Origin of the sequence: Sinorhizobium americanum, from assembly GCF_001651855.1 — a bacterium.
GTDB lineage: Bacteria > Pseudomonadota > Alphaproteobacteria > Rhizobiales > Rhizobiaceae > Sinorhizobium > Sinorhizobium americanum.
Window position 1 is genome coordinate 96,187 of sequence record NZ_LNQC01000049.1, and the last position, 22,127, is coordinate 118,313.

Here is a 22,127-nt window from a genome sequence, read left to right on the forward strand (position 1 = left end):
TAGGAGAGCGCATGCGCAGACAGCGGCACGACATGATTGCCGAAACACGGGCGAAGCTGATTGCGGCCGCGCGGCAGGCCTTCGGAACGGTCGGATATGCCGAGGCTTCGATGGACGATTTCACCGCCGGGGCGGGGCTGACGAGAGGCGCGCTCTACCACCATTTCGGCGACAAGAAGGGCCTACTGCAGGCCGTGATCGAGGAGATCGATGCGGAGATGACCGCCCGGCTCAACCGCGTTTCGGCCGCCGCGCCGAGCCGCTGGGAGGGGTTTGTGGAGGAGTGTGTCGCCTATATCCAGATGGCGCTCGAGCCGGAAATCCAGCGCATCATGTTCCGCGACGGACCGGCGGTCCTCGGAGACATATCGCAATGGCCGAGCAACAACGGCTGCATCGCTGCTCTCAGCGAGAGCCTGCGCCAACTCAGGACAGAGGGCGCCATCGTCGACATCGACGAGGAGGTGGCGGCACGCCTGATCAATGGCGCCAGCAGCCACGCTGCCCTGTGGATCGCCAATTCCGACAAACCCGAGGAAACTTCGCAAAGAGCCGTAGACGGCTTCCGGGCGCTGCTTGAAGGATTGCGCGTCGACAATTCGAGGGGACCGGTTGACGTTATGGGCGGTCGAGAGCAGTCCGCGCAACAGGAGCACGAAACCCCATAGCCCGTAGCAAGACAGGTCCCTTTGCAGATCGGCGCAACTGGTGAAACGTCGATCCGGAAGCACGGGCCCACCGCATGTGTCCTTGGATCGGTAGCGATGCAAGGACAAAAGCATGCAGCAGCTCACAGTGCTACAGCGACCTTTGCGCCTCTGCTGAGACGCGGCGCTGCAGGCGATCAGCTCTGGAAGAACTTGTAGTACGAGGCGATCTGGGCGGCCGTGTTGGATGAGAGCTTGAGCTTGATTCCGATACGGTCGCCCCTGTTCCACCGGACAATGCCGCTCAAGAGGCCCAGCTCTTGGCTGCGGATCGTGACCTCCTGTCCGGTGCGCGCGCCGATGTCGAAAAAGAGCTGAAAGCAGATACCCTCTTCAGAAAGATCCTTGACGACCCCGTTGCTCGATCCGGTCTTGCAGCTGACGTTTCCGGTTATCTGGGTCTGCGTTCTCGCAGAAACACGCTGAACACTGTCCTTGTAAGGCATAGCTTCCTCGCGACGTTATTTTGACTCTTTATAGCAGTAACTGAAAATCGTGAATTAACTTATAATGCGTCATCGTATTCTATACTTGAGCACAGCGACATCACGAAATAGACCACGATAGAGCGTGATATACTTCTGTTCACGCCTACTCCCAGCTCTATCTTCTCGCCCTACTCTCAACAATGCTTTTGCCCTTGCCGCTTTTGCAAGAGACGTGGCCGCGCCACTGACGCATCGATGAGGCGCTGCCTTGAAGCTGCGCGCTCCGCACCGGTCAGCGGCGATAGAGCATCCAATCCTTGCGGGCGCCACCGGCGCCACCCGCAGAGAAGAACACAACCTTGTCGCATGCCGTCTCTGTGGCGGTCTGCAGCGCCTTTTCCGCCTGCCCCACCAGTTCCGAGGCCGTGCCGCCGTCATAGGTGGTGCTGCAGCCGAACCGCGCAATGATGGCAGGCATCTTCCCCTGGCGGCTGTCAAAGGCCGCAAGGCAGCTTTTTCGAAGTTGGTCCGCCATCTTCTGGATCTCCGCCTCCGCCGTCGTCCAGACGAGGATGCCGATTTGTGGCCGTTCCAGCCAGGCAGAAAAATCGGTGGCCTGGACGGCCCGCGTCACGGCGAAGCCGAGGCGTTCCAGGATGGCTTCCTTGACCTTGATGAGTTCCTTGGCTTCGAACGCGTCGAGGGCCAGCAGATTGCAGAGAAGAAGTGACACGCCGTCGGGGTAGGTTTCGCCGCCATAGAGCTCCGCCAGCTTCTTGTTGAAGCCGCGCCGGTTGGCAAGATTGGTAAGGAGGTGCGTGAACTTTGTCCGCTCGAAAGCCTCCACGTCACTGACGATCGCCGCGACGGCCGACATCTGGTCCGATACACGCTCAAGGATCTGCGTGCTCGCCGAGTGCTGAACTTCCGTCATCTGGCGGATCGCCTGAAGCTGCGACTGGATCGTATTCATGTCGCGCGGGTCGGCGGAGGATATCTTGCCCGTCGCCTGGCCAAGCATGCTGGTGTAGTTGGACAGCGAGTTTTGACCCGACATCAACGACTCCTTCAGCGTCGTCAATTCGCTCTGCAGGCGATTTGCCGACTGGTCATGAATCGATTTGCCAAAGTGATGCGGTAGATAGACACGCGCCAGCGCATCGAGCTCCTCTTCGCAGATCGGCTTGCTCAACCGCGAAAATTTCTCGCGAAGTTCCGGATTGTTGCCGCTGACGATCTCGTACATGAGTTCGTAGTTGACCGGAGAGGCGTCGATCTCCAGCCGGTTCAGGGTCGCAAATACATTATAGAAAAGTTCCTTGCGGTTCTGTAGCGCAAGCTGTTTGGAAGAATTCACAATTGCCATCATGCAGCGCCTTTCAAGAAACGTCGCAGGCGATTGCGCGCGTGACGACGTCGAATAGGTAGGCGAGAGGTCAGGACCTCGCATAGAATTTGCGGCGGTAGGAATTATCGTGTCCGACCCCGCGTTCATGCGGTTGTATTTGGCGCTAGCACACCCGATCAGACAACTCAGAGTAAAATTAGCCGAGTTAAGAATCGGTGAAAGAAACCCCCTCTCGTCTCCTGTCGAGCGTGTTATGAGCGGCCTGCATGATGTCCAGGTCATAGATGTAACCGATGGCCGCCAGTTCGCCCATCAGATCGCCGATAACCAAATCGATACGCCGAGGCGTTTCCGGCTCATCGCGCATGAGGATCGCCTCGAGCTGATCAAACGACCCGCCGAGGGCACGGTAAAGTTCGAAGGACGTAAACAGGAGTTTCCTCTGGCGCTCTATAAGATCACTCAGGGAGTCTTCTCCGTGGCCGGCCATCAGCCGAACAGCTTTGTTCTGAAATTCGCTCATCAAAATCAACTCGGATGGAAATCAACAATACAGGCACCAATAACGCCGAAAGTTGAACGCTGGTTTAATTTCAACCAGGTCGGCCGGCTCGCGGACCTTTCGTTCTTCGATGCAGCTGGTGCAGGACCTCGTCAAATAGTGTCTGGTGGCGCGAAGAAGCAGTTTACGTTGTCTTCGGTCGGATGAAGACAGATGTGATAATCGCCGTCTCCTGACGGGATCTCATTTCCATAGGGGATGAAGAACCAGTGGTTTCTCGTGGCGAGGGGGTGGTCCCCAGGTCGGAGCGTCACGGAGAATCCGCGTGTGCCCTTGCGTACACCGGCGGCCGGTATTGCGTCGCAGTCTCCTCCGAGATCCTTGCCCTTGCAACAGGCCGGAGGATAGGTCCAACCGCTGCCGGCCTGGTGGGCGTCGCTCGGCACGACAAGGACCATCGATAAAAGCACAATGGCGATGACCGGCACTGATAACGATGTGGAAGTCATCGACGCCGCCCCTTCGACGAAGCTGCTGTCACCGCCAGACAAGACGACCTGGCAAGCATAAACATCCATCAGCGACTTCTAATTTACCATTCATCGGGACTTTTGGGCAGCCACGCAGCTCCGAGCACGGCCCTCCAAGCCCAAGCGGCTCGCCGCGCGTCCATTCATGCGACTTTCGCATTAAGGTGTCGCGATTAAATCGGATGCGCTTGACTTTGCCGTTCGCTTGGGCTATTTCGCTCGCATCCGCTTAAATCGGATGCGCCTATTAACTTACCAGAAAGGATTTCACCATGACCGAGAAGCTTCTTTTCACCGGCAAGACTCATAATACTGGCGGCCGCAATGGCGGCACCCGCAGCAGCGACGGTCAGCTCGACCTGAGGCTGCCGCAGCCGCACCCAGCCGCGGAAAATCTCTTCGGCGCCGCCTGGTCGGCCTGCTTCATCGCAGCAGTCGGGGTCGCCGCCGCGCAGCGAAAGATCAAGCTACCCGCCGACGCGGAGATCGATGCCGAGATCGACCTGAACGTCGACGACGGCTCCTACTTCCTGCGGGCGCGTCTGAATGTCAGCGTGCCCGGCGTCGATCGCGAACTCGCGCGCGAACTCGTCGATGCGGCGCACGACATCTGCCCCTACTCCAAGGCGACGCGCGGCAACATCGACGTCGAGGTCAACCTCGTCTGAACCGGCTCGGTCGGGTCTGCCTACGAACCGAGTTCCGCAACAACATGTGCAACGTTTTCCGTCCGGAACTTTAGGGTTTCCAAGAGTGAGGGCGACCCGACCACCTTCCCCAGGCTGCGCAGGCTGCGGGAACGCGGCAACCGGGAGAACAAGAAGTGCTCACGAGCCACCCACAGTCCCGAACCGCCTATATCGAGTTTTCGCACGTGCTCGAACCGACCATCTACGAGCCCCGTGATCTCACATTGCGCACCGGCTTGCTGCCCGTCAGTGCCAAGGCGCCTAGATGATGGAGGCGAGCGAGCAGGCTCCGGCGTCCTAGCGCTACCGCGAAGAGATCGAGGTGCTGTCGCTGCGATTTTAGAGACGCGCCTGCGCACTTTGAGCGGCGGCCGGCGACTGGCAGACGCCGCCGCGCCTCCGCCGGGCCGCCTACCCCTACGGTTTCTCCGCTCCGGCAGTGCTACGCAACAGATTGTCGCGCAGCCTCGTCACGTTCTGCTGGACTTCCTCAAAATCGTCGCCGAGCCCGGTCGCGTCGGCCAGCGATGCGGCCGGATCGGACTCGAGCAGGGTGCGGCCGGCGGGGGTCAGCCTCACCCGAACCTGCCGCTCGTCCGCGGGGTCGCGGCGGCGGTTGATGAAGCCGATCTGCTCGAGCCTCTTAAGGATGGGCGTCAGCGTGTTGGATTCGAGGAACATCTTCTCGCCGAGTTCCCCGACGGTCTGATCGTCCTCTTCGGAAAGGGCGACCAGGGCGATGTACTGGGTGTAGGTCAGGCCGAGCTCGTCGAGAATCGGCTTATAGGCCCGGCCGAAGGCGAGGTTTGCCGAGTAGATCGCGAAGCACAGAAAATTCGAAAGCTTCCGTCCTTCGCTGCCTTGCGACACGGACGGGGCCTTCGAGGCCTTTCGGGACGTGGTCATGGGCAAATCCAATGCAGTTCCAGCTGCAGCTTATAAAGCGGATGCGATTAAATCGCAAGTTCATCGAGTTGGCACTACAGAAGCGGCCCGTTTCAACGGGAACGGCGAGTGCATGATCTCCAGGCCTTGCGCGGCTGCACAAGGCCCGGAGAAGAGGCTTATTGTGCGGTCGCCTCGAGCTCGATCTTGTCGAGAAGAAGCAACGGGTTCTTTGAAGCCGCAACGAGATCAAATGCGCCGATGCCGTTTTCGGCCTTCGACCTCACCGTCAGGCTGAAGGTTCCTGGCTTGGCGATGAACCGCGACGCCGCGTCAACGGCGCCCTTGAGCTTCGGCTGGTCGACAGCGAACTGCTGTAACATCGCTGCTGCCATCATCGTGAACATGCCGCGCGCCTGGTCCTCGGTCATGCCGTTTTGCCCGGCATAGAACTTGAGACCTTTGGCCATGCCGCCCCAATCCTTGAGCTTGAGTTTAACATTCCGCGCCGTCAGGCCGAAAAGCGCCACCTGAGTCATGGCCGGGTCGCCGGAGAAGAAATCCTTGGTGAAGCCCCCCATCAAGCCGGAAAGGGAGAGGCTGCCCACATCCTTGCCGCTGACCGAAATGTCTTCGATCACCAGCGCCTGATTGGGCTCATCCCAGGCCGCTTGTATGTTCGAGGAGAGGACCAGTTCTTCGAAACCCAATTTGCGGAGTTCCGCTAAGGCCTCGTCCTGCGCGTCCGCCGGGAGCGGCACGCTCAGATCCTCGTAGCTGACGCGGACATTGGTCGGAATGCCGTTATAGGGCTTGGTGAGCGCTAGCTCATAATTCTTCAGCGTGAAGCGGATGCGTTCGAGAACGGCGGCGGCAGGCTCATTCGTCTGCTGATCCGCCCCGTCGGCCTGCTCCGTATCAGGCACGAGGCCCTCTTCGGCAAGCGCGTCCGGGTCATCGGTTTCGGCGTAGCCTTCCGCACCGGCGTTGTCCGTGCCCGTCTCGGGGTTAGGCAGGTCGACGTCAATTCCTGCGACGCGAAATGTGCCGAACTCCGGCAACAGCGTGGTGAAGGGGAAGGTTTCGAGCTGTTGCTCGTCGAGCGCAGCCATCTCCTGCAGCGCCTTGAGCGTCGAATCCCACGAAAAGCCGGTAATGCTCGCTTCGGAGAACTTGACGTAGTCGCCGCCCTCGCCCATCGACAGGCCGTTAAGCGCCGCATCGAACGTCCGGCCGTCGAGCCGGACTGCCATGCGATCGATTGCAAGCTTGATCCTCTCGCCCTCGGTTTCGGCGTTCTTGTCCGGCACGTCGATCTTCAGTCCAAGCATCTCCATGTCGCCCTTGCCGACCACGTCGGCCAGCGACAGGAGCCGGGCGAAGAAGGCTCGCCGCTCCTCCGGAGCAAGCTCTTCGGGGTTTGAGACCGATGACAACTTCTCCAGCAATTCGAAAAGCGGCTCGGCCGGCATGCGCATGCTGAACCCGTTGCTGCGCATTTCGTCATAGGCGAAACGCGTCTGGCTGTTCGAGAAGGCGATGGCCTTGACCGAAAGGGGACCGTAGAGCGGCTTCGCCTCCTTGTCCTGCGGCCCGGCCTTTTCCGTATAGAGGCGCGCCATGTAGGCCGCGTCGAAATCCTGTCCCGCCATTGCACCGATCGAACCGGTCATGCGCTCCTGCTTCGTATCTCCGAGACCGTCGGGGATCTCCATGGCGAATTCGAAGCTGGCGCCGTCGGCGGAGTAGCGCGCGACGCGGCCATTTGCGATGTCGGCGAGGGCCACGTTCCTGTATACCGTCTTCTGCTCGCTGCCGGCAATCGCCTGGCTGACGGTGACCTCGGGCGCCGACACGTGTTTTACTGCCAGGCCTTCGATACGCTTGGACAGTGACGCACTGCTTTTCCTGCTGACGAGTTCGGCCAGCACTCCAGGATCGAGATTGGCGTCCTTGACGCTTGCGTGCGGCACGGAGATCTTGCCCGTTGACGACTCGACGCTGAGGCCGCTTACCTCGAGCATCCCGCCCAGGAAGAAAATCTTGGGTCGTCCGTCGATCGCCGTGACACGGATATTCACGCGGTTGGTGAGCGGCAGCGTCACGTCGCGCAGATGCATGCGTCCCAGGAGATCCACATCGACGGAGGCCGCCGTGCCGCCGCGCGCGGCGACCAGTTCGTTGACTTTCCTTTCGAGCACGATCTTGCCGCCGATTGCACTCGCCGCAACGATCGCGACAATCGCAACCGCCGCCCAAAGCGCCCTGCGGCCGCCCTTGCCGCTTTCCTTCCCTGCCTGCTCCACGGTCCTTCGTCCTTTCGCGCGCAAACTGATCGACTGCGCTGAGTAGACAGCCGGCGATGGCCTCGCAAGTTTTGCGGTAGTTCTATTCACCGGTTTCTTCTATCGGCTGCAGCATTTCGCGACCAGGAATACATATTATGACTTTGATAATAGGTCCCTTCAGCGACCGATTTGAAGGGCCGCCGCTCCCGGGTTCGACACTATCCTGCGCCGTCATGTACGGACGTTGCTGCGAGGGACGCCGGCAAGTTCGGCGATTGACTCCTCTGTGCGGTCATCATATGACTGGCGGTGACATCATATCAATTCATGGAGAAGGTCCTTTGTCGCCAGATGAGATCAAGTCTCGCATCGCTTCGGGGCTATTGTCGTTTCCCGTCACCCACTTCCATGAAGACCTCAGCCTCAATCTCGAAAGCTATCGCGGCCATGTCGAGTGGCTTGCCGGCTTCGGCGCGGCAGCCCTCTTCGCCGCCGGCGGCACTGGCGAATTCTTTTCCCTCTCGCCGGAAGAGGTCGGCGATGTGACACGCGCGGCGAAGGAAGCCTCGGGGAACGTGCCGATCATTGCCGGCTGCGGCTACGGCACGGCGCTTGCCAGGGAGACGGCCCGCCGGGCCGAAGCGGCGGGTGCCGACGCCCTTCTGCTTCTGCCGCACTATCTCATGGAAGCACCGCAGGAGGGTATCTACCGGCATGTGAAAACCGTCTGCGACTCCACCGGCCTCGGGGTGATCATCTACAACCGTGCGAACTCGATCGCCAATACCGAAACGGTCGCCCGCCTGGCAGAAGCCTGCCCCAATCTGATCGGCTTCAAGGACGGCACCGGCAAGGTCGATCTCGTCCGCCACGTCACTGCCAAGCTCGGCCATCGGCTCTGCTACATCGGTGGCATGCCGACGCACGAGCTCTTTGCCGAAGGCTTCAACGGCGTCGGGGTGACGACCTACTCGTCGGCCGTTTTCAACTTCGTGCCCAAGCTGGCGCAGCGCTTCTACAAGGCGATGCGGGCCGGTGACCGCGCGACGATGGAAGAGATCCTGCACGCATTCTTCTTCCCCTTCGCGGCTTTGCGCGACCGCGAGCAGGGCTATCCAGTCTCGATCATCAAGGCGGGCGTCGAACTGATCGGTCGGACACCGGGCCCCGTGCGTCCGCCGCTGACCGACCTGAAGCCGAAGGAAAAGGAACTGCTCTGGACGATGATCGAAAGGACCGCGGCATAGGAGCCGAGGTCCTCAAACGGGAACATGAGTCCGGCAATGCACCAGCCCGAAGCCGACCGGTGTGACCCCAGTCCCCTAGCTAACTAAAATGTGAATACTTTCTGTAGCACGTATCTGTCGCGAAACTCCAACTTTTGCGCGTGAGTTTCGCGACAAGCCATCCTCGTGGAACGGCAGCGCCGGCCTACAGTGGCTTTCGGAAGAATACGACGCGCTGCGTCTCCTCAAATCCTAAAGCGGTGTGGAGCGCATGGCTGGCTGAATTCTCAAGCAGCGCATCAGAGCCAAACTCAACGCACCCAAGCGACTTCCCCCAATCGGCGACCGCCTTGCAAAGCAATCGCGCAATACCCTTTCGCCTGTCGACGGGCCGAACATAAATCCCTTCGAGGAATAGAACGGGCGAGCTGCTGCATCCATTCACATAATCATGTCGCAAAGTGGCCTCAGCAAACGCGACAGCTTCATTTGCAGCATTTCGAGCGATGAACGCGACGGCTTCTCCACTTTCTGAAAGAAATGCCCGGCCCAACTCAGCTCGATGATCTTCAATAGAGTGATGCGGCCACAGCGCAGCGCGAAGCTGCGCCCATGGCTCAACGTCTTTTATAGTCCCAATCTCAATAAACGGTTCCATATCACGGTCCCTCTTGTCGCAAAAACCTCAAAGCGACAGTAGGTGAGTGCGCAGACTGCTTCACGAAGAGACTTCCAGCAAGATAGACCGCCCAAACAACCAGGCCACAAGGGGATTCGGCACCAGCATCTGCTTGGATTCCACATTTCGGTTAGGGGCTGGGGCGTGACCCACCCTTCGCCGCTCGACACAGGAGAAGGGTGGCAAACCTCATGGAAGGGAAGTTTCCGCGGACCTTGGCTTGCCGCCAGACCTCAGCACTTCATCGAGGATGAAGGGCAGAAGACCGCCGGCTTTGAGCGTGCGGATTTCGACATTGGTCTCCACCGCCGCGCCTGCCTCGAAGGAAAAACTGCTGCCGTCTTTCCTCAGGATCGTCACCGGCACCGGGCAACGCGGAGAAATCGCCGCCGGATCCGCCGAGACAAGGACGATGTCTCCCGGCTGCAGCTTCAGCCGGTCGGGCCCGAACTTAGCCGGCAATCGCAACGGCAGAATGCCCATGCCGATCAGGTTGGAGCGGTGAATGCGTTCGAAGCTCAAGGCGAGCACGGCGCGGACCCCGAGCAGCGACACGCCTTTCGCTGCCCAGTCGCGCGACGAGCCCATGCCGTAACGCTCACCGGCAACGACGACGACCGACTGGCCGTCGGCGCGATAGCGGCGTGCCGCGTCCAGGAGCGGCAGGACCTCGCCCGACCCCGCGTGAATGGTCGAGCCCGGCGGAACGTCGCCGAGCATGTTGCGCACCGTCTTGTTGGTGAACAGCCCGCGCACCATCACCTCCCAATTGCCGCGCCGCGAGGCGAAGACATTGAGGTCCGCCGGATTCTCGCCGCGCTCGACGAGATATCGGCCGGCCGTGCCGCTCGCGGGGATGGCGCCCGCCGGCGAGATGTGGTCGGTGGTGATGTCGTCGCCAAGCACAAGGAGCGGATGCGCCTCGTAGCGGCCGAGCACGGTGCCGTCGCCGAAACCGGCGAAGGGGGGCCTGCGGATATAGGTGGAGGCTTCGTCCCACGGGAAGAGCGTCGTAATCGGGCAATCGAGCTTGCCCCAGACCAGGCTTGCCTCCGCCTCGTCATAGGCCGGCTTGAAGTCGCGCGCGCTCGATGCCTGCGCCAGGACTTCGTCGATCTCGGCGCCGGTCGGCCAAAGCATGGAGAGGGTGACCTTTCTGCCGTCGGCGGTCGTCCCGATCGGATCGGTCAGGACATCGAGCTTCACCGTACCGGCGAGCGCAAAGGCGACGACCAGCGGCGGCGAGGCCAGGAAGCCGGCTTCGAGCTGCGGATGAACCCGGCCCGGAAAGTTGCGATTTCCCGACAGCACCGCGACCGGCACGATGCCGCGTTCTTCAATAGCAGCGGCAATCGGTGCCGTCAGCGGACCGGAATTGCCGATGCAGGTGGTGCAGCCATAGCCAACGATGCCGAAGCCGACGGCCTCCAGGTCTTTGAGCAGACCGGCGCGCCTGAGATAACGCTCCGCCGTCGGCGAGCCGGGTGCGAGCGAGGTCTTCACCCAATGGGGCGGCTTCAGCCCGAAACTCCTCGCCTTGCGCGCAAGAAGTCCGGCCGCGACGACGAGCCGCGGATCGGAGGTGTTCGTACAGCTGGTGATCGCTGCAATCGCCACCGCGCCGTCCTGTGGTCTGTCCGTCTTCTCCCCCGCGTCGCGTTCCGCGAGCATTGGCGCGATCGCCCGGAGGGTGGCCCCGGCGGCGATGCGGTCCTGCGGCCGCGTCGGTCCGGCAACGCTCACCTCGACCGTGGAGAGATCGAGTTCCACGGTGGCCGTGTAGCGCGGGTCTGTATGCGGATCGAACCACAGACCGGTACGCTTCGCATAGGCCTTGACGAAGGCGACCTGGTCGCGCGAGCGTCCCGTCATCTCGAGGTATTTGAGCGTCTGCTGATCGATCGGGAAGTAACCGCTGTTGCCGCCAAATTCCGGCGTCATATTGGCAACGACGGCCCGGTCTCCGGCAGTCAACGTCGAGACACCGGGGCCGAAGAATTCGACATAGCGGTCCTGCAGGTCGATTTTGCGCAGCATTTCGGTGACGGTGAGCGCCAGATCGGTCGCCAGCACGCCGCTCTGCAACGCTCCGGTGAGTTTCACCCCGACGACGTCCGGGACCCGGAGCGTCACCGGCATGCCGAAGAACACGCTCTCCGCCTCGAGCCCGCCAACGCCCCAGGCAAGGACGCCGATGCCGTTGATCATCGGCGTGTGGCTGTCGGTGCCGATCAGCGTATCGGGCATCGCCCAAAGAACGCCGTCGACGAGCTTGCTCGTCGCGACGGTCGCGAGCCTTTCGAGATTGAGCGTATGCATGATCCCGGTACCGGGCGGGTGCACGGTAAAGCCGCTCAGCGTGTTCGTCGCCCATTTCATGAAGCGATAGCGCTCGGCGTTGCGCTCGAACTCGCGCGCCATGTTCCTTTCGAGCGAACCCGCCTGCCCGAAGAAATCGACACCCACAGAATGGTCCGTCGAGACGTCCACCGGCACGACGGGATTGAGAAGAGCGGGATCGCCGCCGGCCTCCGCCATCGCCGAGCGCATGCCGGCAATGTCGACCAGTGCCGGACCACAGGTCGTGTCGTGCATGAGAACGCGGTTGGGGAGAAAGGGGATTTCCTGCTCGCTCGTTCCGGTATGGAGCCAGGCCAGGACCGCCTCCTTCGCCCTCGCCACATCCTGGCCGCCAGTACGCAGCACGTTTTCAAGCAGGATGCGATGAACGTAGGGAAGGCACTTCAGCGCCTCGCCTGCTTCCGCGGGAAGATCCACTATCGCATAATCAACGCCGTTGACGCCGAGATGTGCCAGCTTTGTCTCCGGCATTGATAGCCTCCCGTTTCGAGAATGAGCGGCCCTTAAGGCGCGAGCGTACAAATTACATATTGTAATTATAAAATGCAATATCGATCTCGTCAGGAAAGATGCGCGCACCTCCTTTCGCGGGCGCCGCCGATGACCGGTCGGAACATACCCGCGAAGAAGTCCGTTTGATTGCTCATGAAAGGAGTGAGCGATGAATCAGATAATCTACCTGGTTGGACTGGTTGTGGTCGTGCTCGCCATATTGGCGTTCTTCGGGTTGGGCTAATCGGCAAGGCCAAACGCCAATAGGCCAACGCCGGGTGTTGAACGCCAACGCAGCGTCACTCAAATAGAGGCTAAGTAGAGGCCGATCCGGGAACCGCGGCCAGATAAGCCTTCGAGAAAATAAAGGACCTACCGGGTCCCTGCGGTCCTACACCCGCGGCGTCTTGATTCGGCTCGCACCCATGATGTGGGTGTAGAGAAAAGCCGCCGCTTCCGTTCGGCGCCCCGCCTCGACGAGGTCGAGAATATGCAGGTGCTCGCTGGTCTGCCGGGGCAGCCGGCTTCGGTCGATGGTGATGTGATACTCGATCAGACGGCGCAGCCGGTTGATGCGCTTGATCGCGTCGAGGAAGAAGTCGTTCTGCGAGCAGGCAACGAGCATTTCGTGAAACTCGTTGTTCGCTTTGAAGATCTCGGCGCGCGACCACGTCTCGTAGCCGCCCTCTCCCAAGGCGGTCTGCACGGCGCGCGCCTTCCTGAATTCTTCCTCGTTCGGGCGGAACGTCGGCAGGAGCATCGCCTGCTGCTCGATGACCGCGCGGAAGACGTAGCCCTCCTCGTAACTCCTGCGCGACGTCAGCGTCTCGCGGAAGGCCCAGCCATTGCCGGGCAGACGTTCGATCCAGCCCTCTTCGGCGATCCGGTGGAGCGACTTCAACAGGCGGCTGCGGGCGACGTCATAGAGGCGCATCAGCTCGTTCTCGCTGACGCGCTCCTCAAGCTTGCCGGCAAGACGGTCCTCGGCGATGCGGAAATAGAGCGGGTCCTCCTCCTCGCGCTGCGGCTCGCCTGCGGGCGTTTCCGTCTCGACCTTGGCCGCGTCCATGGTCAGGAAATAGCCGCGGTTCGGTTCCGCCCGCACGACCCCCATCGTCTCGAGCTTCTTCAGGGCGGCATTGACCGGCGCGCGCGAGACGCGGAACGCGTCGGCGAGCATTTGACAGGGCAGATGCTCGCCGGCGCGCATCTCGTTCGTCTTCACGAATTCCAGGATGCTTGCCGTGATCTGCGGGGATACGCTTTGTCTTGCCATGGGTCGTCGTATGGTTTCGGGTTCGGAAGCGAGCGCGCTCAACGTTCGATTTATGCATTCGCCATCGCGTTTGCAAAAGGCGTTTTTCTGTCCAGGCGTCAATCCTCGTCCTGCTGGAAGCGCGACAATCCCTTGAAGACGAAGGGGGCGATCAGCGCGATGGTGGCGACCGCGATCATGATGGCCGAACTCGGATGCTGCAGGAAGATCATCGGGTCGCCGAGGCTCATCTGCAGCGAGCGCCTGAGGGCGTTGTCCGCCAGGGGGCCGAGGATCAATCCGACCACGGCCGGTGCCACAGGATAATCGTAGCGCCGCATCAGGAAGCCGATCACGCCGAAGGCGCTGAGCAGCAGCAGTTCGACGACCGACGGATTGGCGGCGATCGTTCCCATCGAGGCAAAGACCAGGATGCCGCCATAGAGCCAAGGGAGCGGAATGCGCAGGAGCTTCACCCACAGGCCGACGAGCGGCAGATTCAGCACCAAGAGCATCACATTGGCGATGAATAGGCTGGCGACGAGGCCCCAGACGAGATCGGCATGCTGGGTGAAGAGCAACGGCCCCGGCTGGATATTGTACTGCTGGAAACCCGCCAGCATGACGGCGGCGGTCGCCGAAGTCGGCAGGCCGAGGGTCAGCAGCGGCACCAGCGTGCCGGCGGCCGAAGCGTTGTTCGCCGCCTCAGGACCGGCCACCCCCTCGATCGCACCCGAACCGAATTCCTCGGGCTTGCGGCTCAGCTTCTTCTCCATCGTGTAGCTCAGGAAGGTCGGGATTTCGGCGCCGCCGGCCGGCAGGGCACCGATCGGAAAGCCGATCACCGTGCCGCGCAGCCAGGCCTTCCAGGAGCGTCCCCAGTCTTCCCTGGTCATCCAGATCGAACCTTTGACGGGAATGGGCTTTTCCGGCTTGTAGAGGTGGCGCGAGGCCACATGAAGGGCTTCGCCGATCGCAAACAGTCCCACCGCGAGCGTCGTCACCTCGACGCCGTCGAGCAGTTGCGCCACGCCGAAGGTCAGGCGGGCTTGCCCGGTCAGTTGGTCGAGCCCCATCAGGCCGAGCCACAGGCCGAAGGCGAGGCTGGTGAGTCCGCGGAGCGGCGACGAGCCGAACGTCGCTGAGACGGTGACGAAGGCGATCAGCATCAGGCCGAAATAGTCCCAAGGGGCGAACTTGACCGCGACCTTGACGAGCGGCGGCGCCAGGAACGCCAAGGCAAAGGTAGCGACCAGGGCGGCCACGAAGGAACCGATCGCCGCCGTCGCGAGCGCCGGACCGCCGCGCCCGGAGCGGGCCATCTTGTTTCCCTCGAGCGCGGTGACGACGGCGGCACTTTCGCCCGGCGTGTTCAACAGGATGGCGGTGGTCGAGCCGCCATACATGCCGCCGTAATAGATGCCGGCGAACATGATGATCGAACCGCCCGGATCGAGCTTGAAGGTCACCGGCAGCAGTAGCGCGACGGTGAGCGCAGGACCAATGCCCGGGAGCACGCCGACGGCCGTTCCGATGAACACGCCGATCGCCGCGAATATCAGGTTGGCCGGCTGGACCGCCAGCGAGAAACCCTCGATGAGCAGATTGATTGCGTCCATGACCCGGCCCCTAGAGCAGCCGCTCGAACGGGCCCTGCGGCAAGGCGAGGCTCAGGAGCTTGTTGAACACGAGAAAGATGATAACGCCCATGACGAGGCCGATCACCCCGTCGACGACCAGCGACTTGCGGCCGAAGGCGCGAGCGGTGAAGGCGAACAGCAAGGCCGACCCGAGGACGAAGCCGGCGCCGAGCCAGATCGAGCCGATCAGCCCCGACAGGGCGACTGCGATCCAGCCGATCGCCTTCCAGTCGGCGTCTTCAGCCTTGTCGGCGGAGGTCTGGAAAGCGGCGAACAAATGCCCGACGCTGAGCACGACCAGGAAGAGACAGATGAAATAGGAGGCGGCATTGGCGCCCATGCCATAGGTGGCGCGGGCGGTCATCCGGCTCGCATCCCAGTAGGTCACCGCCGCCACGGTGAACAGCACCATGGCAACAACCACCGCCGGGCGGTTTGCCGGTTTCAAGCTTCTCTCGGTCATAAGTTCCTCAATCGCGCAGTCGGGGGAGGCGATCGCCTCCCCCATGCCGGTCATTACTGGGCAAGGCCGATCGACGTCAGGATCGCCCGGACCCGTTCGGTTTCGGAGGCGATGAAGCCCTTGAACTCGTCGGACGGAGCATAGTAGTCGGTCCAGCCGCGCGCCTTGACGATGTCCTTCCACTGTTGCGACTTGACGGTGTTGTCGACGGCCGCTTGGAGCGTCTCGAGATCCTCGCCTTCGACGCCGGGAGGAGCGAAGATGCCGCGCCAGTTGACGAGCTCGATGTCGAGCCCCTGCGCCTTGAGCGGCTTGGCTTCGATGCCGTCAATCGGCTCCGGATAGGAGATGGCGAGCGCCCTGAGGTCGCCCGACTTGATCTGCCCTTCCCATTCGCCGTAGCCGGAGACGCCGGCGGTCGCTTGGCCGCCGAGCATGGCGGCCAGCGCCTCGCCGCCGCCGGAATAGGCGACATAGTTGATCTTGCTCGGATCGGCACCGGCCGACTTGGTGATCAGCGCCGCCAGGATATGGTCGGCACCGCCGGCCGATCCACCCACCCAGATGGTGGTCGCCACGTCCTTCTTGATCGTCGCGAGCAGATCGTCGATCGACTTGATCGGCGAGTCCTTCGGCACAACGACGACGAGGGGATCACCCGTCAGGCGGGCCAGCGGCGTGACCTGGGTGAGGTCGACCGGCGAATTGTTGGAGATGCTCGCACCGACGAGGGTGATGCCGGCGACAAGCAACTGATCGGCCGCACCCTTGGCGCTGCCGACGAACTGGGCGAGACCCACGGTGCCACCGGCACCGGGCACGTTGACGACCTGAACGCTCTTGGCCTCGCCCGTCGCCATCATCGCCTCCTGCAGCGAGCGCGCCGCCGAATCCCAGCCGCCGCCCGCGCCGGCCGGCGCCGTGATGGTCAATTCGAGGTCACTGGCCGCCGAGACGGCAGGATAAACGGCAGTGCCGGCCAAGACAGCCAGGCAAAGGGCAGTTTTCAGAAATTGTCGCATGCGATTGCTCCTCCCAATGGAAAACGAACGGCAAGCCTCCTGGCCGTTGTCGGGCAATCTGCATTAAATAATTATAAAATGCAATAGTGAAGTAGCCCACGCTGCCCAGGGGAATGTATCAGCCACGTCCTTTGTAAATGTGACCTGGTGAGTGGCGGCCTGACGGCCAGCTGCGATCCCGTATCCGCTGGTTCATTTTCGAAATTATCGAGATCGCCGCACCGTCACCGCAAATCCTCTGTTTCGGGGCCGTGTTTTGCGCATTACCGGCCGATGAAGAGGGAGGCGCACCGCGCGACTGGCAAAGGCCTGTTTGATCTTTTCGAAATTATCGGTATCTTGTGAGCCTATTAGAATCTCCTGCCTGTATCGACCTTCGAAGAGGATTGCTTAAGACATGACCGACGGCCGGAAACCATCGGGAGAAACGCGCGCCGGCGACGTGCTGCAGCGCATGCGCCTCGACATAATCTCCTGCGTGCTGAAGCCAGGCTCCAAGCTGCGCTTCGAACCGCTCAAGGACATGTATGCGGTCAGTTTTTCGACCCTGCGCGAGGCGCTTTCACGCCTTGTTGCCGAGGGCCTGGTTATCGCCGAAGGCCAGCGCGGCTTCATCGTAGCCCCCCTCTCGCTTGCCGATCTCATCGACCTGACCGACGTGCGGGTTCTGATCGAGCGCGAGGCGCTTCGCCTTGCCATCGAAAAGGGCGACGACCGCTGGGAGGCCGAGATCATCGGCACCTATCACCGCATGGACAGGCTGCAGAGCCGGCTCGGTCACGAATATTACCTGTCCGAGGACTGGTCCAAGGTTCACGGCGAATTCCACTATGCCCTCGTTTCCGCTTGCGGATCGCCAAATCTCTTGGAGATCCGCCAGAAGCTTTTCGAGCGGGCGCATCGATATCGGCGCATGTCCTCGCAGTTCCGGCCGAAATGGCGCGAGAAGGACGTCGAGCACCGCACGATCATGGAAGCGGTCCTGGCCCGCGACCCGAAACGGTCGAGCGACCTGATCGAGCGGCACATTCGCGAGACCACCGAGAATGTCGTGGAGCATGCCGGCCACCTGTTCAGCGGCGGGATCCCGAGAGCCGGGGCGGACGTCGCTGCCGAGTAACTTCACCTCTATTATTGGGATGCCGCGGCGGAACCAGCTCCGTCCGGCCGCGACCGGGCGACCTCGGCGAGCAACTGTCTTGCCCAGCGATGCAGGCCGGACTGCGCGGTGCGTGCCGTCCAGTACATGTCGATATGAATCGGCACCTCGAGCGGAAATTCCGCCACGCTCAACCGGTCGCCCAATGCCTGCGCAAGCCGGGCGGGAATCGTCGCGATGAGATCGCTTCCGGCGATGATGCGTTCGAGATTGTCGTGGCTCGGAAGGACGACGCTCGACTCGAACGGAACACCCTTTGCCTCCAGCGCCGCGATATAGAGCCCCTGCCATTCGCCATTGTGATTCACCTGGATGTGCCGCGCCGACCGATAGGCCCCGAGATCAAGCGGCGCCCGCGTCAAAGGGTTCTCCGGATCCATCACGCAGACATAACGGTCGGTGAAGAGGTGCGTGCGGAAATAGGCCTCGCCGAAGATCTCGATCGGCCCGAGCACGATGTCGCATTCGTTCCGCTTCAGCTGCCGCTTGCCGTGCACCGCGGACTCGAGCACCACGAGACGGACATTCGGCGCCGCCCGCCTGAGGCGCGCGCAGAATTCCGGCACGACGATCTGCCGTTCGTGGAAGTTGCAGGACACCGTGACCGATCCGGTCGCCGAGACCGGATCGAAGGCCTGCTCGGCCGTGAAGGCGGCGAGCTGATCGAGCATGCGGCGGGCGGTTTCGGTCAGCTCCGAGCACTTTTCCGTCGGCAGCATACGATTGCCCTGCCTGAGAAACAAAGGGTCGCGGAACACCGCCCTCAGCCGCTCCACCGTATAGCTGACAGTCGACTGGTTGACGTCGAGGCGGTTCGCCGCCGCCGAGAAGGAGCCGAGATCCGACACCAGCACGAGAACCTTGAGGCTCCCGAGATCGATCCCGTCCAGCTGCTGCTTCTGACCCATTCGTCCCTCCGCGCCTCGTGAAGGATATGTTCAGCACGCAGGTTATGCAATTGGTACATATCCTCAATCGAAGTCATCGAATTGTAGGGTGATCTCGCTCCGCGCTAACGTCCTCCCATCGAGTGCAACGGATTGTCAGGGAGGGACAAGATGGCGCACGCCGTTCTCGTGGTGTCGGACATTGCCTTTTCGGATCTGCTGAGCGATCCCTATCCCATCTACAAGCGCCTGCGCGACATGGCTCCGGCCGTCTATGTGGAGGCCGCCCGGCTGGCGCTCGTGACGCGTTTCGACGACATCATGACGATCGAGCGCGACTGCGAGACCTTCGCCTCGAGCAATCCGGGCTCGCTCGTCAACAAGGTGATGGGCCACACCATGATGCGCAAGGACGGCGAAGCGCATGCCATGGAACGCCGGGCGATTGAGGTGAGCTTCCGGCCCGGCACCATCAAGAACCACTGGGCGGCACGATTCGAGGCGATCAGCGACCGGCTGATCTCTCAGATCGAAAGTGACGGCGAGGCGGATCTGTTCGACGCGCTGGCAGCACCCATGGCATCGCTTGCCCTCATCGAGCTCCTCGGCCTCAAGGACGTTTCCTGGCAGACGCTGGCGCGCTGGTCGCAGGCGCTGATGGATGGCGCCGGCAACTACTCCGGCGACCCGGAGATTTCCGCTCGGGCGACGGAAGCGGCCGCCGGCGTCGATGCGGCGATCGATGCGGTCCTCGCCTGGCATCGCGAGAACCCCAATCCGGCGGTGCTGTCGTCGATGGTCAATGCCGAGCACCCGATGAACCTCGAGCAGATCCGCGCCAATATCAAGGTGATCATCGGCGGCGGCCTCAACGAGCCGCGCGATTCCATTCTTTCGCTAACGCTCGGGCTTCTGTCCAACCCGCTCCAGCGGGCCGAGGTCATGGCCAATCCGGATCTCTGGCCGCTCGCCTTCGAGGAGGCTGTGCGCTGGATCTCGCCGATCGGCATGTATCCGCGCCGCGTCACCCGCGATGTCGAGCTCTCCGGCGTAAAATTGCGCGCCGGCGACCAGATCGGCCTTTGCGTCGCCGCCGCCAATCGCGACGACCGGCGTTTCGCAAACCCCGACAACTTCGACGTCTTCCGCCCGAAGCAGCCGCATCTCGCCTTCGGTGCCGGCCCGCATTTCTGCGCCGGCGCCTGGGTCGCCCGCCAGTTGGTCGGCCGGATCGTCGTGCCGATGCTCTTTTCGCGCCTCAAGAACCTGCGGCTCAGACCCGACGCACCGGCACGGATCCACGGGTGGGTGTTCCGCGGGCCAGTTTCCCTGCCGGTCGCCTGGGACCTTTAAACCAACCGGCACCACCATTTTCATCCAACAGGAGGACCGTCGATGCCGACCATCACCTTCATCACCGCCGAAGGCAAGCAACATGCCGTAACCGCCGAGATCGGCCGATCGGTCATGGAGATCGCGTTGGAGAAGAACATTCCCGGCGTCGTCGCCGAGTGCAACGGATCGGCCGCCTGCGCCACCTGCCATTGCTATTTCGATCCGGCCTTTGCTGCGGCGATCGGCCCGATCGGCGAGCACGAGAGCGACATGCTCGACTTCACCGCCTCGCCGCGCCGGCCGGAAAGCCGGCTGAGCTGTCAGGTCCGCGTCGCCGACGCGCTCGACGGCATGACTGTGCACATTCCGGCCGTGCAGTAGGCCAGAAGCGAGGAAGGCGTCATGCGTCACGTGGCGATCATCGGGGCGGGCCAGGCCGGCAGCAATCTCGCAGCGAAGCTCAGGGAGCTCGGCTTCGATGGCCGCATCACTTTGATCGGCGACGAATCCCATCCGCCCTATCAGCGGCCGCCGCTTTCGAAGGCCTATCTCACAGGCAAGCTCGCCGCCGACCGGCTTGCACTTCGCGGCCCGTCCTTCTACGCCGAACGCTGCATCGATCTCAGGCTCGCAACGAAGGTCACGAGGATCTTGCCGGCTGACAAGCGCATCGAACTCGGTCCGGAGAGCCTCGCCTATGATGGTCTCGTGCTTGCGACGGGTGCGGCGCCCATCCCTCTGCCGGAGGCGATCGGCGGAAGCCTTGCCAATGTCTTCACTCTGCGCACGATCGGCGACGTCGAAGCGATCACGCCGCATATCGCCGCCGGCAAGCGCGCCTTGATCGTCGGCGGCGGCTATATCGGGCTGGAAGTCGCTGCGGCCCTCAACCAGGCGGCTGTCGATGTCACGCTCGTCGAGCTTCAGGAGCGCATCCTCGGGCGCGTCGCCGCCGCCGAGACCGCCGCCTATTTCCGGACGCTGCACGCCGAACGCGGCGTCAAACTCCTCGAAGGCGTCGGACTTGTTGCCCTGGAAGGCCAGGGCAGCGTCGGTAAGGCACAGCTCTCAGATGGCTCATTCGTCGACGTTGACTTCGCAATCGTCGGCATCGGCGTCCGCCCGAACGTGGCTCTTGCCGAGGCGGCCGGACTGGCGGTCGAGAACGGCGTTTCGGTCGATGCCCAGGGCAGGACGTCTGAAGCCGGGATCTGGGCGGCCGGCGATTGCGCCTCGTTCCTGTGGAATGGCCGACGCATTCGCATCGAAAGCGTGCCGCATGCGATTGACCAGGCCGAAACAGTCGCCGCCAACGTGCTCGGCGCGAAACGCGATTACCGCCCGCGGCCGTGGTTCTGGTCGGATCAGTTCGACGTCAAGCTGCAGATCGCCGGCCTCAACGGCGGCTACGACCGGATCGTCGAGAGAAAGGGCGCCAAGCCGGGCTCCTGCTCCTATTGGTATTTCGCCGGCGAGACATTGCTGGCCTGCGACGCGATCAACGATGCGCGCGCCTATATGACGGCCAAGAAACTGATCGACGCGGGTCGATCGCCCTCGCCCGCCGATGTCGCCGACGGCGTGCTCGCCTGAACGACTGGGCAGGCGCGATGCTCCGGTTCGTGACGCGCTCAACGCCGGCCGTATTTCAGAAGCAACTGCCGGAACGTGATCGAATATCGCAGCCGGCTAACCGGCGGTATGGAATGTTCCCATTCCGTCCTTGAGGAACCGGAAAGCAGATATGCGGAGCCGGGCTCGAGAACGATCGAAGCCCGCTCCCACTTCCCACCGGCTCTGCGGCGCAGCCTGAATGTACAGGCGGACCGGAGCGAGATCCCGACGACGTTTCCGAAAACCCCCTTGTCTTTGTGCCACCCGATCGGCGCCCCGGCATCGTACTCCGTGACCAATGCCTGTTCCAATCCCTGTGCGGGCAATCCTGCGAAATCCGCGGCCAACTGGCGCACCGGCAGGAGCATCGCCGGGATAGGATCGATTTTGCGAAGCGATTCCGTGCTGAAATCGTATTTCCAGCCGAAGGAGATTACCCGTCTCTTGCCCTCAAAACCGTGAAAATCGAAGGGCCGGAGAGAAAGTTGAGGTATTGCCTCGAGGAGGCGGTCCTGAAGTGCTTGCGGAATGATATCCGCTTCGTAACGAAAGCCATCCGGCAGCTTGCTGGTCGGATTTCCGAACAGATCTTCTTGCATGAGCCCCTCGTCACGGAA

21 protein-coding genes are annotated in these 22,127 nt (G+C 62.2%); 7 read left to right on the top strand and 14 right to left on the bottom strand.

Annotated elements, in window-relative coordinates; genetic code table 11:
• Window positions 1-11 precede the first annotated feature (11 nt).
• Window positions 12-668, top strand: coding sequence for a TetR/AcrR family transcriptional regulator (locus ATC00_RS11380; RefSeq protein ID WP_234782279.1), 657 nt, complete (start codon window positions 12-14; stop codon window positions 666-668).
• Between the two features lie 176 nt (window positions 669-844).
• Here the strand turns inward: ATC00_RS11380 and ATC00_RS11385 are convergent, their stop codons facing one another.
• From ATC00_RS11385 to ATC00_RS30945, 4 genes are all read right to left on the bottom strand, one after another.
• Window positions 845-1,153, bottom strand: coding sequence for a PilZ domain-containing protein (locus ATC00_RS11385; protein WP_064252824.1), 309 nt, complete (start codon window positions 1,151-1,153; stop codon window positions 845-847).
• Between the two features lie 274 nt (window positions 1,154-1,427).
• A complete protein-coding gene (locus ATC00_RS11390) occupies window positions 1,428-2,504 on the bottom strand; it encodes a diguanylate cyclase domain-containing protein (RefSeq protein WP_064252825.1) in 1,077 nt (358 codons plus the stop codon).
• Window positions 2,505-2,688: 184 nt separating this feature from the next.
• Window positions 2,689-3,006 carry a hypothetical protein gene (locus tag ATC00_RS11395; RefSeq protein ID WP_037382352.1) on the bottom strand — a complete coding sequence of 106 codons (318 nt, stop codon included), beginning with the start codon at window positions 3,004-3,006 and terminating at the stop codon, window positions 2,689-2,691.
• 131 nt (window positions 3,007-3,137) lie between these two features.
• Window positions 3,138-3,494, bottom strand: coding sequence for a hypothetical protein (locus tag ATC00_RS30945; protein ID WP_072642965.1), 357 nt, complete (start codon window positions 3,492-3,494; stop codon window positions 3,138-3,140).
• A gap of 293 nt (window positions 3,495-3,787) precedes the next feature.
• On the opposite strand from ATC00_RS30945, the gene ATC00_RS11400 reads away from it, so the two are divergent.
• Complete coding sequence (locus ATC00_RS11400; protein WP_037382351.1) at window positions 3,788-4,183, top strand: Ohr family peroxiredoxin; 396 nt, start codon at window positions 3,788-3,790, stop codon at window positions 4,181-4,183.
• Window positions 4,184-4,621: 438 nt separating this feature from the next.
• Here ATC00_RS11400 and ATC00_RS11405 read toward each other — a convergent pair whose 3' ends face one another.
• Both ATC00_RS11405 and ATC00_RS11410 read right to left on the bottom strand, forming a co-directional pair.
• The gene (locus ATC00_RS11405) at window positions 4,622-5,110 is read right to left on the bottom strand and encodes a MarR family winged helix-turn-helix transcriptional regulator (RefSeq protein ID WP_064252826.1); all 489 of its coding nucleotides are present in this window, start codon (window positions 5,108-5,110) and stop codon (window positions 4,622-4,624) included.
• A 158-nt stretch (window positions 5,111-5,268) separates the two neighbouring features.
• Window positions 5,269-7,395, bottom strand: a complete 2,127-nt coding sequence (locus tag ATC00_RS11410; protein WP_064252827.1) for a hypothetical protein — start codon at window positions 7,393-7,395, stop codon at window positions 5,269-5,271.
• 323 nt (window positions 7,396-7,718) lie between these two features.
• Here ATC00_RS11410 and kdgD point away from each other — a divergent pair, with 323 nt between their 5' ends.
• Complete coding sequence (gene kdgD / locus ATC00_RS11415) at window positions 7,719-8,624, top strand: 5-dehydro-4-deoxyglucarate dehydratase (RefSeq protein WP_064252828.1); 906 nt, start codon at window positions 7,719-7,721, stop codon at window positions 8,622-8,624.
• 184 nt (window positions 8,625-8,808) lie between these two features.
• Here kdgD and aac(6') read toward each other — a convergent pair whose 3' ends face one another.
• The 6 genes from aac(6') to ATC00_RS11445 form a co-directional block, all read right to left on the bottom strand.
• Window positions 8,809-9,261, bottom strand: coding sequence for an aminoglycoside 6'-N-acetyltransferase (aac(6'), locus tag ATC00_RS11420; RefSeq protein WP_064252829.1), 453 nt, complete (start codon window positions 9,259-9,261; stop codon window positions 8,809-8,811).
• Window positions 9,262-9,471: 210 nt separating this feature from the next.
• Window positions 9,472-12,114: an aconitate hydratase AcnA gene (gene acnA, locus ATC00_RS11425; protein WP_064252830.1), complete on the bottom strand. Its 2,643-nt coding sequence runs from the start codon at window positions 12,112-12,114 to the stop codon at window positions 9,472-9,474.
• Between the two features lie 412 nt (window positions 12,115-12,526).
• Window positions 12,527-13,411, bottom strand: coding sequence for a GntR family transcriptional regulator (locus tag ATC00_RS11430; protein ID WP_037382345.1), 885 nt, complete (start codon window positions 13,409-13,411; stop codon window positions 12,527-12,529).
• 98 nt (window positions 13,412-13,509) lie between these two features.
• Window positions 13,510-15,009: a tripartite tricarboxylate transporter permease gene (locus ATC00_RS11435; RefSeq protein ID WP_064252831.1), complete on the bottom strand. Its 1,500-nt coding sequence runs from the start codon at window positions 15,007-15,009 to the stop codon at window positions 13,510-13,512.
• Window positions 15,010-15,019: 10 nt separating this feature from the next.
• A complete protein-coding gene (locus tag ATC00_RS11440; protein ID WP_064253057.1) occupies window positions 15,020-15,493 on the bottom strand; it encodes a tripartite tricarboxylate transporter TctB family protein in 474 nt (157 codons plus the stop codon).
• 53 nt (window positions 15,494-15,546) lie between these two features.
• Window positions 15,547-16,515: a Bug family tripartite tricarboxylate transporter substrate binding protein gene (locus tag ATC00_RS11445; RefSeq protein WP_064252832.1), complete on the bottom strand. Its 969-nt coding sequence runs from the start codon at window positions 16,513-16,515 to the stop codon at window positions 15,547-15,549.
• Window positions 16,516-16,912: 397 nt separating this feature from the next.
• Here ATC00_RS11445 and ATC00_RS11450 point away from each other — a divergent pair, with 397 nt between their 5' ends.
• Window positions 16,913-17,635 (top strand): FCD domain-containing protein, encoded by a 723-nt coding sequence (locus ATC00_RS11450; protein ID WP_037382341.1) that lies wholly within the window; start codon window positions 16,913-16,915, stop codon window positions 17,633-17,635.
• Between the two features lie 11 nt (window positions 17,636-17,646).
• On the opposite strand, the gene ATC00_RS11455 is transcribed toward ATC00_RS11450, so the two are convergent.
• Window positions 17,647-18,582 carry a LysR family transcriptional regulator gene (locus ATC00_RS11455; RefSeq protein WP_064252833.1) on the bottom strand — a complete coding sequence of 312 codons (936 nt, stop codon included), beginning with the start codon at window positions 18,580-18,582 and terminating at the stop codon, window positions 17,647-17,649.
• A 150-nt stretch (window positions 18,583-18,732) separates the two neighbouring features.
• On the opposite strand from ATC00_RS11455, the gene ATC00_RS11460 reads away from it, so the two are divergent.
• From ATC00_RS11460 to ATC00_RS11470, 3 genes are read left to right on the top strand one after another with little or no spacing between them, the layout of a single operon-like run.
• Window positions 18,733-19,914 carry a cytochrome P450 gene (locus tag ATC00_RS11460; RefSeq protein ID WP_064252834.1) on the top strand — a complete coding sequence of 394 codons (1,182 nt, stop codon included), beginning with the start codon at window positions 18,733-18,735 and terminating at the stop codon, window positions 19,912-19,914.
• 42 nt (window positions 19,915-19,956) lie between these two features.
• Window positions 19,957-20,277 carry a 2Fe-2S iron-sulfur cluster-binding protein gene (locus tag ATC00_RS11465; RefSeq protein ID WP_064252835.1) on the top strand — a complete coding sequence of 107 codons (321 nt, stop codon included), beginning with the start codon at window positions 19,957-19,959 and terminating at the stop codon, window positions 20,275-20,277.
• Between the two features lie 21 nt (window positions 20,278-20,298).
• A complete protein-coding gene (locus tag ATC00_RS11470) occupies window positions 20,299-21,489 on the top strand; it encodes an NAD(P)/FAD-dependent oxidoreductase (protein ID WP_064252836.1) in 1,191 nt (396 codons plus the stop codon).
• 38 nt (window positions 21,490-21,527) lie between these two features.
• On the opposite strand, the gene ATC00_RS11475 is transcribed toward ATC00_RS11470, so the two are convergent.
• Window positions 21,528-22,109: an alpha-ketoglutarate-dependent dioxygenase AlkB gene (locus ATC00_RS11475; protein ID WP_064252837.1), complete on the bottom strand. Its 582-nt coding sequence runs from the start codon at window positions 22,107-22,109 to the stop codon at window positions 21,528-21,530.
• Window positions 22,110-22,127 lie beyond the last annotated feature (18 nt).

Bases quoted from the DNA above. Each gene is read 5' to 3' on its own strand.
- ATC00_RS11380 (WP_234782279.1), top strand. From the start codon at position 12: ATGCGCAGACAGCGGCACGACATGATTGCCGAAACACGGGCGAAGCTG.
- ATC00_RS11385 (WP_064252824.1), bottom strand. From the start codon at position 1,153: ATGCCTTACAAGGACAGTGTTCAGCGTGTTTCTGCGAGAACGCAGACC.
- ATC00_RS11390 (WP_064252825.1), bottom strand. From the start codon at position 2,504: ATGATGGCAATTGTGAATTCTTCCAAACAGCTTGCGCTACAGAACCGC.
- ATC00_RS11395 (WP_037382352.1), bottom strand. From the start codon at position 3,006: ATGAGCGAATTTCAGAACAAAGCTGTTCGGCTGATGGCCGGCCACGGA.
- ATC00_RS30945 (WP_072642965.1), bottom strand. From the start codon at position 3,494: ATGACTTCCACATCGTTATCAGTGCCGGTCATCGCCATTGTGCTTTTA.
- ATC00_RS11400 (WP_037382351.1), top strand. From the start codon at position 3,788: ATGACCGAGAAGCTTCTTTTCACCGGCAAGACTCATAATACTGGCGGC.
- ATC00_RS11405 (WP_064252826.1), bottom strand. From the start codon at position 5,110: ATGACCACGTCCCGAAAGGCCTCGAAGGCCCCGTCCGTGTCGCAAGGC.
- acnA (WP_064252830.1), bottom strand. From the start codon at position 12,114: ATGCCGGAGACAAAGCTGGCACATCTCGGCGTCAACGGCGTTGATTAT.
- ATC00_RS11430 (WP_037382345.1), bottom strand. From the start codon at position 13,411: ATGGCAAGACAAAGCGTATCCCCGCAGATCACGGCAAGCATCCTGGAA.
- ATC00_RS11435 (WP_064252831.1), bottom strand. From the start codon at position 15,009: ATGGACGCAATCAATCTGCTCATCGAGGGTTTCTCGCTGGCGGTCCAG.
- ATC00_RS11440 (WP_064253057.1), bottom strand. From the start codon at position 15,493: ATGACCGAGAGAAGCTTGAAACCGGCAAACCGCCCGGCGGTGGTTGTT.
- ATC00_RS11445 (WP_064252832.1), bottom strand. From the start codon at position 16,515: ATGCGACAATTTCTGAAAACTGCCCTTTGCCTGGCTGTCTTGGCCGGC.
- ATC00_RS11450 (WP_037382341.1), top strand. From the start codon at position 16,913: ATGACCGACGGCCGGAAACCATCGGGAGAAACGCGCGCCGGCGACGTG.
- ATC00_RS11455 (WP_064252833.1), bottom strand. From the start codon at position 18,582: ATGGGTCAGAAGCAGCAGCTGGACGGGATCGATCTCGGGAGCCTCAAG.
- ATC00_RS11460 (WP_064252834.1), top strand. From the start codon at position 18,733: ATGGCGCACGCCGTTCTCGTGGTGTCGGACATTGCCTTTTCGGATCTG.
- ATC00_RS11465 (WP_064252835.1), top strand. From the start codon at position 19,957: ATGCCGACCATCACCTTCATCACCGCCGAAGGCAAGCAACATGCCGTA.
- ATC00_RS11470 (WP_064252836.1), top strand. From the start codon at position 20,299: ATGCGTCACGTGGCGATCATCGGGGCGGGCCAGGCCGGCAGCAATCTC.
- ATC00_RS11475 (WP_064252837.1), bottom strand. From the start codon at position 22,109: ATGCAAGAAGATCTGTTCGGAAATCCGACCAGCAAGCTGCCGGATGGC.